This is a genomic window from Kribbella deserti (assembly GCF_042434725.1).
Classification (GTDB): Bacteria; Actinomycetota; Actinomycetes; order Propionibacteriales; family Kribbellaceae; genus Kribbella; species Kribbella deserti.
Genome location: NZ_JBHLTC010000009.1, coordinates 70,102 through 80,969 on the forward strand (window position 1 = coordinate 70,102; position 10,868 = coordinate 80,969).

Consider the following 10,868-nt stretch of genomic DNA (forward strand, 5'->3'; position numbering starts at 1 on the left):
GTTTAACTAACTCCATGGAGTCAGTTGACGCCGTACCGGCGAGCGCCGTGGTGGAAGCCACCATGGCGCGGATCCGCGACGCCGCCGTACGGCGCTTCGGGTCCGACGGTTTCGGCGCCGGGCTGCGAGTGATCGCGGCGGACGCGGGGGTGACGGCCGGTCTGGTGGTCCACCACTTCGGCTCCAAGGACGGTCTGCGCCAGGCGTGCGACCGGTTCGTGCTCGGCCAGATCCGCGAGGCGAAGCTCAAGTCGACCACCTCGAAGAACACCGCGGACCTGCTCGCGCAGCTCGCGGATGTGGAGGCGTCGGCGCCGTTGGCGCTCTACGCGGTTCGCAGCCTGCAGGCGGGTGGCGAGCTGGCGCTGGCGTTCACCGAGCAGATGGTTCGCGATGCCGACGAGTACCTTGCCGCCGGTGTCGAGGCAGGCGTGATCAAGCCCAGCCGCGATCCCGCCGCGCGAGCGCGGTATCTGGCCTTGCAGTCGCTCGGCTCGCTGCTGTTGTGGGTGACGCTGCAGCCGAAGTCGGCACAGGAGGACTTCGCCGGCGCCATGCGCCGGATGTCGGACGAGGTGACCGCGCCGGCATTGGAGCTCTTCACCCAGGGCCTCTTCGTCGACCGCTCGATGCTCGATTCGTACCTGATGTATGTACCTGATCCGCCCGACGGGACCGCCGCGGCGCACTGAGCCGTGACTGGTCGTGGCTAGGCCCTGTTGCCCAGGGCAAGGAATTTCAGGACTACATCTCTCCGGGTCTGACACCCGGCTTTCAGCTGAAGAGGTCGAACGATGACTGCTGCCATCGAAATCCAGCAACTCGAAAAATCCTTCGGACGCGTGCGTGCTCTCGACGCGCTCGATCTGACCGTGCGGACCGGCGAGGTGGCCGGATTCCTCGGGCCCAACGGCGCCGGGAAATCCACCACGATCCGGGTTCTGCTCGGGCTGCTCCGCGCCGACGCCGGTGAAGTCGAGGTGCTCGGCCAGCACCCATGGCGGGACGCGGTCGCGTTGCACCGGCGTATCGCCTACGTGCCGGGCGACGTGAGCCTGTGGCCGAACCTGTCCGGGGGAGAGGCGATCGACCTGCTGTCGCGGTTGCGCGGCGGGGTCGACCAGACGCGCCGGGCCGAACTGCTCGAGCGGTTCGAGCTGGACCCCACCAAGAAGGGCCGTACGTACTCCAAGGGCAATCGGCAGAAGGTTGCCCTGGTGGCCGCACTGGCCTCCGACGCGGAACTGCTGATCCTCGACGAGCCGACATCCGGGCTCGACCCGTTGATGGAAGCGGAGTTCCAGCGCTGCATCGCCGAGGTGAAGGCGGCCGGCCGTTCGGTGCTGTTGTCGAGCCACATCCTGGCCGAGGTGGAGAAACTCTGCGACACCGTCACGATCATCCGCGCCGGCCAAGCGGTGCAAACGGGCACGCTGGCGCAACTGCGGCACCTGACCCGTACGACCATCAGCGCGGTCACCGACACACCGGCCGATGGTCTTGCCGAGCTGCCCGGCGTGCACGATCTGCGCCACGAGGGCGACCGGGTCACCTTCGATGTGGACACCGATCGCATGCCCGAGGTGATTCAGCGCCTGGCGGCCTTCGGAGTGCGGAACCTCGACAGCGCGCCGCCGTCGCTGGAGCAGTTGTTCCTGCGCCACTACGGCGACGATCTGGTTGCTGTGGGCAACGAGTCGCAGGCGGGTGTGGCATGACCACGAAGCTGACAGGGACCGGCACGTTGCTGCGGCTTGCGCTGCGGCGCGACCGGATCCGGCTGCCGATCTGGGTGCTGGCCATCGGCCTGGGCATGGTCTACGCGGTCACCGCGCTCGGTGCCGTCTACGCGACCGCGGCGGATCGGCAAGTTCGGGCCGATCTGATGAAATCGCCCGCCGCGACGATGATGTCCGGACCCGGCTACGGGCTGGACAACTACTCGCTGGGCGCGATGGTCACCAACGAGATGGTGCTGTGGCTGGCTGTTCCGGCGGCGATGATGAGCATCTTCGCGGTCATCCGGCACACCCGCGCCGAGGAGGAGACCGGCCGCGCCGAGCTGGTCCGGTCCGGAGTGGTCGGACGCGCCGCGAGCGACACCGCCGCCGTACTGCTCGCGCTGATCGCCAACGCCGCCGTCGCGATCGTGGTCGCGCTCGCGATGATGGCGGGCGGTCTGCCCGCGGCCGATTCGCTTGCCGTGGGCATCGGTATCGGCCTGACCGGGATCACCTTCGCCGCCGTCGCGCTGCTGACCTCCCAGCTCACCGCACACGCCCGGGCGGCTTCCGGGATGGCGGTGGCCGTGATCGGCGTCGCGTTCGTACTACGCGCGGTCGGCGATGCGGCTGAGCCAGGCGGCAACGCCGTGTCCTGGTTGTCGCCGTTGGCTTGGACGCAGCAAACCCGCGCCTTTGTGGATCTGCGGTGGTGGCCGTTGTTGCTGTCGCTGCCGCTGGCCGTCGCGTTCGTGGCATGCGCGTACGTCTTGGCCGGGCGTCGCGACGTCGGCGCGGGTCTTCTGCCCGCATGGCTCGGACGATCGAAGGCCTCGCACTACTTGGCCAGCCCGTTCGCGCTCGCGGCTCGCCAGCAGCGAGGTGCCTTGATCGGCTGGGGCAGCGGCCTGTTCCTGTTCGCCGTCGCGAGCGGTTCGATGAGCGAATCCGCGGCCGAAGCCGTCACCGCCAATCCCGATATGGCCCGGGTGTTCGCCGAGGCCGGCCAGAGTCCGGTCGACTCCTTCATCGCCACGATCACGTTGTTCTTCGCACTTCTGGTCGGCGCGTTCGTGGTCAGTTCGCTGCAACGCTTGCGGACGGAGGAACGTACCGGCCACACCGAGGCCGTACTCGCCACCGCCGTCGGGCGCGGCACGTGGCTGCGCGCGTGGCTGGTCTACACCGTTGCCGCCGCCGCGGTGCTCATGCTGCTGAGCGGCCTGGGCGTGGGCCTCGGTGCCGTCGCCGTCGGGCAAGACGCCTTCGGCGTCGCGATGCGAGCCGCCGTGACCCAGCTTCCCGCGGTCATGGTGGTCGCCGCGCTGACGGCCTGCCTGTACGGCGTACGGGCGGGCGCCAGCTCGCTCGGGTGGATCGTGATGACGTACGCCTTTGTCATCGGCATGTTCGGCGCCCTGCTGAACCTGCCGTCGTTCTTCGAGAAGTGGTCGCCCTTCACCCACAGCCCAACCGGAGGTGAGGTCGAGCTGGTCCCGATCGTGGTCCTGCTGGCGGTCGCGGCCCTGCTGGCGGTGCTCGCCGAGCGGGCGTTCAGCCGACGAGACCTCGAAACCGCCTGAGGCCCACCGGCGCTGGCGAGGTCTAGCCGGCGCCGGAGGTGGCCTGCCGGATGCGGGCCAGCGAAGCCACGGAATCGGGCCCGGACGGGCTGTACTCCAGACCGATCGGGCCCTCGTAACCGAGGGTGCTGAGCGACAAAAGCTGGTGCTGCCAGTCGACGTCGCCGGAGCCCGGTTCGTGGCGGCCGGGGTGGTCGGCGATCTGGACGTGGCCGATCAGATGAGCGGCTCCGGCCAGTACCTTGGCCGGTTCCTCGTCCATGACCACCGAGTGGTAGAGGTCGTACAGCAGCTTGACGTTCGGGGAGTCGACCTCGGTCAGGATCTCCAGCGCCAACGGAGTCTTGTCCAGGAAGTTGCCGACATGATCCACCCGGGTGTTGAGCGGTTCGAGCACGAGCGTCACCCCGGCCGTCTCGGCGATCGGCGCGGCGGCGCGGAGTCCGGCGACGATCGCGCTCGCCTGGTCCGCTGCCGGTACCCCCGGGCGTTCGTTGCCCGACAGCACGACCAGATTCGGCACGCCGAGCCGGCGGGCCACCTGCACTGATTCGCGAACTCCGCGCACGAACTCGTCGTGCGTGCCCGGATCGACCAGGTGGCCCGTCGGCTCGCTCACCATCGACATGACACGCAGGCCGAGTTCGCCCGTGCGGCGTTCGATCGTGTCGAGGTCCTTGCCGTGCCACGCCCAGAACTCGACCATGCTGATCCCGGCGGCGCGCACCGCCTTCAGTTGTGGTTCCGACATCGGCTCACCGTGCTCGCGGAACAACATCTCCACGCACACCGACAACTCGTACGCCATACCGCGCCCCTCTTCCGGAAGACCACCCAGCCCCGCGAGCGTACGTCGTCCCGGTCCGGCTCCGCGACGCTAGCTGTTGACGAGTTCCGCGGCCGCGCGGGTGACGTCCGGCGGGGCGGTCGCGATGACCGACTCGAGGGTCCGCAACGCCGTGGAGAGTTCGGCGATGCTCGAGGTCAGTCGGTCGCGTTCGCGGAAGAGGTCGAGCAGGAGTTCGGGGCAATCCGCGATGAGCCGGCCGCCGTCGGATCCCATACAGGGAAGGACGTCCGCGATCGTGGTCGTGGACAGCCCGGCTGCGAGCAGGTTCCGGATGTGACCGACCGTGGTCACGTCCGCCTCGGAGTACTCCCGGTAGCCGCTGGCGCGCCGCTCGGGATGCAGCAGGCCCTGCTCTTCGTAGTACCGCAGGAGTCGTTCGCTCACGCCGGTTCTGCGTTTCAACTCGCCGATGCGCATGGTTCTCCCGTTCCGACTTGACTCTCACATCAATGTCAGACTTTACCGTCGCGACATGGTTACTGGAACGACCTCTGTGTCCGCCGGCCCGCGGGAGTGGATCGGGCTGGCCGTGCTCGTACTGCCGACGATGTTGCTCGCGATGGACGCGACGATTCTCTACCTCGCGTTGCCGAGTTTGGCCGCCGATCTGCGGCCGAGCGCGAGCGAGCTGCTGTGGATCACCGACACCTATGGGTTTCTGATCGCGGGCTTCCTGGTCACGATGGGTTCGCTTGGCGATCGCATCGGCCGGCGCCGGCTGTTGATGATCGGGGCGGCCGCGTTCCTGCTCACCTCGGTACTGGCCGCGTACGCGCCCACGCCGGAACTCCTGATCGCCGCCCGCGGATTGCTCGGTATCGCCGGCGCGACGCTGATGCCGTCCACGCTCGCGCTGATCAGCAACATGTTCCGCGATGGCCGCGAGCGTGGCACGGCGATCGGGATCTGGGCCGCCGGGCTATCCGGTGGTATCGCGCTCGGCCCGATCGTCGGGGGAGTACTGCTCGAATGGTTCTGGTGGGGTTCGGCCTTCCTGGTCGCCGTACCGGTGATGGCCCTGCTGTTGGTGACCGCGCCGCTGCTCCTGCCCGAGCACCGCGACGCCGCGGCCGCGCGGCTCGACCTGGTCAGCGTGCTGTTGTCGTTGGCCGCGGTGCTGCCGATGGTGTACGGCGTCAAGCGCCTGGCGGAGCACGGGTTCGGCGCGATCGGCCTGGGCGCCTTCGTTGCAGGGGTGCTTGTCGGTACGGTCTTCCTTCGCCGTCAGGGCAAACTGCAGACACCTCTGGTCGACGTACGACTCTTTGCCGACAGGGGGTTCCGCGGCGCCCTGCTGGTCTTGTTGATCGGAGTGGCGTCTGTCGCCGGGGTCTACCTGTTCACGACGCTCTACCTGCAGCAGGAGCGAGGCCTCTCGCCGCTCGAGGCCGGGCTCGCGTTGCTGCCGTCCGCGGTGGCGATGATCCTGACGTCGGTTGCGGCTCCGGCGCTCGTACGGCGGATCGCGGTCGCCCGGGTGGTTGCCGGCTCGCTGGTGGTATCGGCGCTCGGCTTCGTCGTACTCACGCAGGCCGGCGCCGGACTGCCGCTGGTGGTGATCGGCATGGTCCTGGTCTACCTCGGACAAGGCCCGATCATGGCGCTCGGAACCGACCTGGTGGTGAGTGCGGCGCCACCCGAGCGAGCGGGTTCGGCCTCGGCGTTATCGGAGACCAGCGTGGAGTTCGGTTTGGCCTTCGGAGTCGCCGTACTGGGCAGCATCGGCCTACTAGTACAACGCGAACACAACTCCACCGCAGGCCTGGTCACCGTCGCCACGATTGCCGCCCTCGCCTCCCTGGCCCTAGCCACCCTCGCCCTCCGCACCCTGCGGGCACCGACGGTATGACCAGTCTGTCCAGCGACCAGCGCGGTGCGAACCAGATCCCGGCGGGCAAGGGGATTCCTCGCGATGATGGCACCCGGGTGAGACCGCCGCAATCGGTCGGTGCAAGTGCACCTTGCTGCAACCGCGCCAGGGCCGTTAGTCGACGTAGGTGGAGCCGACTACGCCGAGGGCTAGACCGACACCCATGAGCAGGGTGCCGACGATCATTCGGTAGCGCAGGACCCAGATCAGGCCGCCGGCAACCAGGGCCAGCCCGACGATCCAAAGCGCGGTTCCAGGGGTGGGCACCGCGCAAAGTTACCCGTCGGATCAGTCCACCCTCGGCCTTCTCACAACTCTCTAACACGCGAACAGCAGCAGGACTTGACCTAGAGCCGACTCTAGATTTTACGCTCCTGGCCCGATCGAAGGAGAGCACGTTGAGACGATTCGTTGGTCAGGTCGCATTCGTGAGCGGTGCCGCGCATGGCATCGGCCGGGCAGCGGCAGAGCGGCTTGCCGCCGAAGGCGCGATGGTGGCGGTCGCCGATATCGATACCGAGGCGGCGGCGGACGTCGCCCGTGGGCTCGGGGCGGCGGCGTTTCGCTGTGACGTGACTGACCGGGCCTCGGTCGACTCGGCCGTCGCGGAGGCGGTCGACCGGTTCGGCCGGCTCGACGTACTGGTGAACGCCGCGGGCAACAACCTGGGCGGTAACGCGGGTGCCGAGCTGAGCGATGAGCAGTGGGGGCGTCAGTACGACTTCACCTTCACCGGTGCCGTCCGGTGTATTCGCGCAGCGCTGCCGCATCTGGTGGCGGCACCGGACGGGGCCGTCGTGTTGATCGGCTCCATCAGCGGAATGGTTGCTCTCGGCACCGATCCGTACGCCGCGGCGAAGGCGGGTCTGTCGAACCTGGTCCGCAATCTCGGCGCGACGCACGGTCCGCAGGGCGTGCGGTTCAACGTGGTGGCGCCGGGCACCGTTGCCACCCGGGCGTTCGCGGGCAAGGAACAACTGCTGGAGGACCTGAAGGCGATCTACCCGCTCGGACGCGTCGGCCGGCCGGAGGATGTCGCGGCCGCGGTGGCGTTCCTGGCTTCCAGCGACGCGAGCTGGATCACGGGTGTGACACTGCCGGTCGAGGGCGGCCTGACGACCGGCCCGGGCCACCTGCTGCGGTGACCCGGGCGCAGGCCGGTCAGGCGGTGACGGCGGGCGCGGGGCCGGTCAGGCGGTGACTGCCGGGCGGGGGAGGCGGTTGGTGAGTTTGGCCATGAAGTCGTTCGGCAGCGAGAGGCGGATCACCTTGGACCAGGCCGACGCGACCTGCTTGGGCAGCGGGCCGGTGGTGTAGGTCAGGCCGTACTCCTCGAAGATCGCCTTCACGCGCGGCGCGATCTCCTGGTAACGGTTGCTCGGCAGGTCTGGGAACAGGTGGTGCTCGATCTGGTACGACAGGTTGCCGGTCATCAGGTGCATCGCCTTGCCGCCGCTGATGTTGGCCGAACCGAGCATCTGGCGCAGGTACCACTCGCCGCGGGTCTCGCCCTCGATCGAGCGGCGCTCGAACGTCTCGACGCCTTCGGGGAAGTGGCCGCACATGATGACCGAGTGGGTCCACAGGTTCCGGACCAGGTTGGCCGTGGCGTTGGCGGCGATCGTGTGCAGGAACGACGGGCCGGACAGCAACGGGTGTACGACGTAGTCCTTGGTGACCTGGCCGCGGATCTTCTTCAGTACCTGCCTGGTCCGGGCCTTGAACTCCGGGCTCTTGCGCCGCTTCTCCGAGGCCAGGTTCTTGCCGAGCTCGAGGTCGTACGCGGCGATGCCGTACTCGAACACGCACGCGTTGAGGAAGTTCCACAGCGGCTGCGCCAGGTAGAGCGGGTGCCAGCGCTGGTCCTCGTCGACACGCATGATGCCGTAGCCGAGATCGTTGTCGCGGCCGATCACGTTCGTATAGGTGTGGTGCAGCTCGTTGTGCGAGTGCTTCCACTGCTCCGACGGCGAGGCGTTGTCCCACTCCCAGGTGGTCGAGTGGATCTTCGGATCGCGCATCCAGTCCCACTGACCGTGCATGACGTTGTGGCCGATCTCCATGTTCTCGAGGATCTTGGCCACCGACAGGCCCGCCGTGCCGACCAGCCACGCGGGCGGGAACAGCGACAGCAACAGCACGGCGCGGCTGGACAGTTCCAGCTTGCGCTGCACGCTGATGACCTTGCGGATGTACGCCGCGTCGGACGCACCACGAGCCGCGATGATGTCGGCGCGGATCGCGTCGAGCCGGCGGCCGATCTCCTCGACGTCCTCGGGCGTGAGGTGCGCGATCGGGTTGTTCGCCTTTTTCTGCAGAACGGTCATAGGACGGGCTCCTTCGCGGAGGTCAGTGGTCGATGTCGCAGGCGCCGGCGGCGGCCGAGACGCAGGTTTGAATGAGTACGCCGTCCCCGGGCGCGGCGGTGGTGAGATCGCCCGAGCGCAGGTCGCGCACGGAGCCTTCTCGCAGGGGAAGCACACATGAGAAACAGATACCCATCCGGCAACCCGACGGCATCAGCACGCCGGCCTGTTCGCCGGCATCGAGGATCGGGGTGGCTCCGTCGAGCTCCACTTCGACGTTCGAACCGAGGAAGCGGACCGTGCCGCCTTCACCCGGTTCGGCCAGGGCGGTACGGAAGCGCTCGGTGTGCAGCCGGTCGGCCAGGGCGAGGCCGTTCCACTGCTCCTCGATCGCGTCGAGCAGACCCGCCGGGCCACAGGCCCAGGTCTCCCGCTCGGCAAGATCCGGTACGAGTTCGGTCAGCGCCGCCATGTCGAGGCGGCCGTCGGTGTCGGTGTGCTGCTCGACCAGCTTCAGCCGGCCGTTCTCGGCGAAGCCGCGCAGCTCGCTACCGAAGATGACGTCGTCGGCCGATGCCTCGGAGTGCACGAGTACGACGTCCGCGAGGCGGTCGAGGCCGGCCCGCAGCATGCCCATCACCGGCGTGATGCCGCTGCCGCCGGTGACGAACAGGACCTTTTGCGGCGCCGGATCGGGCAGCACGAAATCGCCGATGGCCTGGTCGAGGTGCACCAGCTGGCCGGGGCGCAACTCCTGCGAGAGGTGCGCGCTCACCACGCCGTCGGGCACCGCCTTGGCCGTGATCGAGATCAGTCCATCGGTCGCGCCGGGCGCGGACGTCAGGGAGTACGACCGCCACAGGCGGATCCCGTCGACGTCGAGGCCGATGCGAACGTACTGACCGGGCTGATGTCCGCGCCAGGCGCCACCAGGGCGCAGTACGACGGTCACGGCGTCCGCGGTCTCCGGGCGGACGTCGATCACCCGGGCCCGGAGATCGGCGCCGGAGCGCAGTGGGCGGAACATATCGAGGTAGTCAGCAGGGTTGACCGGGTGGGTGGCGGCCGCCGCAAGCTTCCAGACCCGGTCGCGCAGGCGGCCCCGGCGGGTGTCCGAGGAACCGCGGTCTGGCACGAAAGTGGTCATGGATTCCAGCATCCTCGACCCGAGGTGTAGTTTCATGACCGTAAGCGGTGAATTAATCTCGTGATCTTGTTCGGAGAGAACAAATGACCGATGTGGATCCCGTTCGGCACGCCAGCCGGACCGCTCGCGGGGCCGCGGAACTCGATCTCGGTGAGGTGGCCATCGGGCTGCTGCGCTCCCGGCTGCCGAAGGTCGCCGAGAGCACGGTACGCGCCGTCATCGTCGAGGTCCCGGGCTACGCGAACGCCTTGGCCGGCTCGATGGGCGGCAATATCCAGGGTGCGGTCCAGCTCGCGCTCGGGGGATTCCTGAACCTGGCGAGCAGCCCGCGCAACGGCGGCGATCCGGGTACGCCGCTGGCTCCCGCGCTCGAAGGTGCGTACATGCTCGGCCGCGGCGAGGCCCGCAGCGGGCGCAGCATGGACGCGCTGCTCGCCGCCTACCGGGTTGGCGCCCGGGTGTCATGGCGGGAGCTGTCCAGCATCGCCGTCGAGGCGGGTCTTTCAGCGGAGACTCTCGCCAAGTTCGCCGAGCTGGTCTTCGCGTACATCGACGAGCTGTCGGCGGCCAGCGTGGCGGGTCATACCGATGAACTCGCTACAACGGGCCGGGTTCGGCAGCGGTACCTCCAACGCCTCGGACGGAGTCTGCTGCTTGGCGAACCTGCGGACCAGCTGGCGAGTCAGGCCGGCCGGGCCGACTGGGAGCCGCCTCGCACGCTCACGGCCGTAATGCTGCCGAACGCGCAAGTGCGGGCTGTGCTGGCCTTGCTCGATCCCCGTACCTTGCGGCCCGAAGACGAAGTACCAGAACTCGAAGAAGAAGTCGGCGCCGAAGTCGCCGTACTGCTTGTTCCCGACGCGGACGGGCCCGCGCGCCTCGCGCTACTTCGCAGCCTGCGCGGACGGCAGGCCTGGGTGGGGCCGTCCCAGCCTTGGACGATGGTGCGTACGTCGTACCTGCGGGTCTTGCGGGCTCGGAGGCTCGGGTTGGTCTCGGAATCCGATGCGCCTGTTGATACCGATCGCCAGCTGGCTGCTTTGGTTGTGGCGGCTGACCCGGCCGCACTGGAAGACCTTCGGCGGAGAGTGCTTGCGCCGTTCGAGGCGCTCCGTCCGGCTACCGCGGAGCGCCTCGTTCAAACCTTGCGGGAGTGGCTGCTGCACCTCGGGCGGCGGGATGACGTTGCAGCCGCCATGCACGTTCATCCCCAGACCGTGCGCTACCGGATGGGACAGATCCGAGAACTGTTCGGCGAGCGCCTAGAGGACCCGCAGGTCGTCGTGGAGCTAACAATCGCCCTAGCCACCTACAGCCCGGCCAAGGCGGAATCTACCGACAAGCCACCTAGCTGACCGCGCCCGCCCCTCCGACTACCGGGTTGTTGCGCG

Annotated in this window: 11 protein-coding genes; 6 read left to right on the forward strand and 5 right to left on the reverse strand. The window is 68.4% G+C overall.

All coding sequences use genetic code 11. The features are described from left to right. The first annotated feature begins 14 nt into the window (after positions 1-14). The 3 genes from ACFFGN_RS08505 to ACFFGN_RS08515 all read left to right on the forward strand — a co-directional run bounded on the left by ACFFGN_RS08505 (position 15) and on the right by ACFFGN_RS08515 (position 3,304). Entirely contained in the window at positions 15-692 is a 678-nt protein-coding gene (locus ACFFGN_RS08505) for a TetR/AcrR family transcriptional regulator (RefSeq protein WP_380044882.1), read from the forward strand. Between the two features lie 102 nt (positions 693-794). Continuing rightward, positions 795-1,718: an ABC transporter ATP-binding protein gene (locus tag ACFFGN_RS08510; RefSeq protein WP_380044883.1), complete on the forward strand. Its 924-nt coding sequence runs from the start codon at positions 795-797 to the stop codon at positions 1,716-1,718. Continuing rightward, a complete protein-coding gene (locus tag ACFFGN_RS08515; protein ID WP_380044885.1) occupies positions 1,715-3,304 on the forward strand; it encodes an ABC transporter permease in 1,590 nt (529 codons plus the stop codon). Before ACFFGN_RS08510 ends, ACFFGN_RS08515 begins: the two co-directional genes overlap by 4 nt. Positions 3,305-3,326: 22 nt before the next feature. Here ACFFGN_RS08515 and ACFFGN_RS08520 read toward each other — a convergent pair whose 3' ends face one another. Both ACFFGN_RS08520 and ACFFGN_RS08525 read right to left on the reverse strand, forming a co-directional pair. Continuing rightward, positions 3,327-4,112 (reverse strand): hydroxypyruvate isomerase family protein, encoded by a 786-nt coding sequence (locus tag ACFFGN_RS08520; protein ID WP_380044887.1) that lies wholly within the window; start codon positions 4,110-4,112, stop codon positions 3,327-3,329. 69 nt (positions 4,113-4,181) lie between these two features. Next, the gene (locus ACFFGN_RS08525) at positions 4,182-4,571 is read right to left on the reverse strand and encodes a MerR family transcriptional regulator (RefSeq protein WP_380044888.1); all 390 of its coding nucleotides are present in this window, start codon (positions 4,569-4,571) and stop codon (positions 4,182-4,184) included. A 55-nt stretch (positions 4,572-4,626) separates the two neighbouring features. Between ACFFGN_RS08525 and ACFFGN_RS08530 the strand changes: the two genes are divergently transcribed. Then, positions 4,627-6,003, forward strand: a complete 1,377-nt coding sequence (locus ACFFGN_RS08530) for an MFS transporter (RefSeq protein WP_380044889.1) — start codon at positions 4,627-4,629, stop codon at positions 6,001-6,003. A 135-nt stretch (positions 6,004-6,138) separates the two neighbouring features. Here ACFFGN_RS08530 and ACFFGN_RS08535 read toward each other — a convergent pair whose 3' ends face one another. After that, positions 6,139-6,291 carry a hypothetical protein gene (locus ACFFGN_RS08535; RefSeq protein ID WP_380044891.1) on the reverse strand — a complete coding sequence of 51 codons (153 nt, stop codon included), beginning with the start codon at positions 6,289-6,291 and terminating at the stop codon, positions 6,139-6,141. Positions 6,292-6,422: 131 nt separating this feature from the next. On the opposite strand from ACFFGN_RS08535, the gene ACFFGN_RS08540 reads away from it, so the two are divergent. After that, entirely contained in the window at positions 6,423-7,169 is a 747-nt protein-coding gene (locus ACFFGN_RS08540) for an SDR family NAD(P)-dependent oxidoreductase (RefSeq protein ID WP_380044892.1), read from the forward strand. A 45-nt stretch (positions 7,170-7,214) separates the two neighbouring features. On the opposite strand, the gene ACFFGN_RS08545 is transcribed toward ACFFGN_RS08540, so the two are convergent. Continuing rightward, entirely contained in the window at positions 7,215-8,351 is a 1,137-nt protein-coding gene (locus ACFFGN_RS08545; protein ID WP_380044893.1) for a fatty acid desaturase family protein, read from the reverse strand. A gap of 22 nt (positions 8,352-8,373) precedes the next feature. After that, the gene (locus tag ACFFGN_RS08550) at positions 8,374-9,477 is read right to left on the reverse strand and encodes a ferredoxin reductase (RefSeq protein WP_380044895.1); all 1,104 of its coding nucleotides are present in this window, start codon (positions 9,475-9,477) and stop codon (positions 8,374-8,376) included. A gap of 83 nt (positions 9,478-9,560) precedes the next feature. Here ACFFGN_RS08550 and ACFFGN_RS08555 point away from each other — a divergent pair, with 83 nt between their 5' ends. Then, the gene (locus ACFFGN_RS08555; RefSeq protein ID WP_380044897.1) at positions 9,561-10,832 is read left to right on the forward strand and encodes a PucR family transcriptional regulator; all 1,272 of its coding nucleotides are present in this window, start codon (positions 9,561-9,563) and stop codon (positions 10,830-10,832) included. The last annotated feature ends 36 nt before the right edge of the window (positions 10,833-10,868 follow it).

Excerpts from the sequence above, each read along its gene's own strand:
- ACFFGN_RS08505 (WP_380044882.1), top strand. The coding sequence starts at position 15 with ATGGAGTCAGTTGACGCCGTACCGGCGAGCGCCGTGGTGGAAGCCACC.
- ACFFGN_RS08510 (WP_380044883.1), top strand. The coding sequence starts at position 795 with ATGACTGCTGCCATCGAAATCCAGCAACTCGAAAAATCCTTCGGACGC.
- ACFFGN_RS08515 (WP_380044885.1), top strand. The coding sequence starts at position 1,715 with ATGACCACGAAGCTGACAGGGACCGGCACGTTGCTGCGGCTTGCGCTG.
- ACFFGN_RS08520 (WP_380044887.1), bottom strand. The coding sequence starts at position 4,112 with ATGGCGTACGAGTTGTCGGTGTGCGTGGAGATGTTGTTCCGCGAGCAC.
- ACFFGN_RS08525 (WP_380044888.1), bottom strand. The coding sequence starts at position 4,571 with ATGCGCATCGGCGAGTTGAAACGCAGAACCGGCGTGAGCGAACGACTC.
- ACFFGN_RS08530 (WP_380044889.1), top strand. The coding sequence starts at position 4,627 with ATGGTTACTGGAACGACCTCTGTGTCCGCCGGCCCGCGGGAGTGGATC.
- ACFFGN_RS08545 (WP_380044893.1), bottom strand. The coding sequence starts at position 8,351 with ATGACCGTTCTGCAGAAAAAGGCGAACAACCCGATCGCGCACCTCACG.
- ACFFGN_RS08550 (WP_380044895.1), bottom strand. The coding sequence starts at position 9,477 with ATGACCACTTTCGTGCCAGACCGCGGTTCCTCGGACACCCGCCGGGGC.
- ACFFGN_RS08555 (WP_380044897.1), top strand. The coding sequence starts at position 9,561 with ATGACCGATGTGGATCCCGTTCGGCACGCCAGCCGGACCGCTCGCGGG.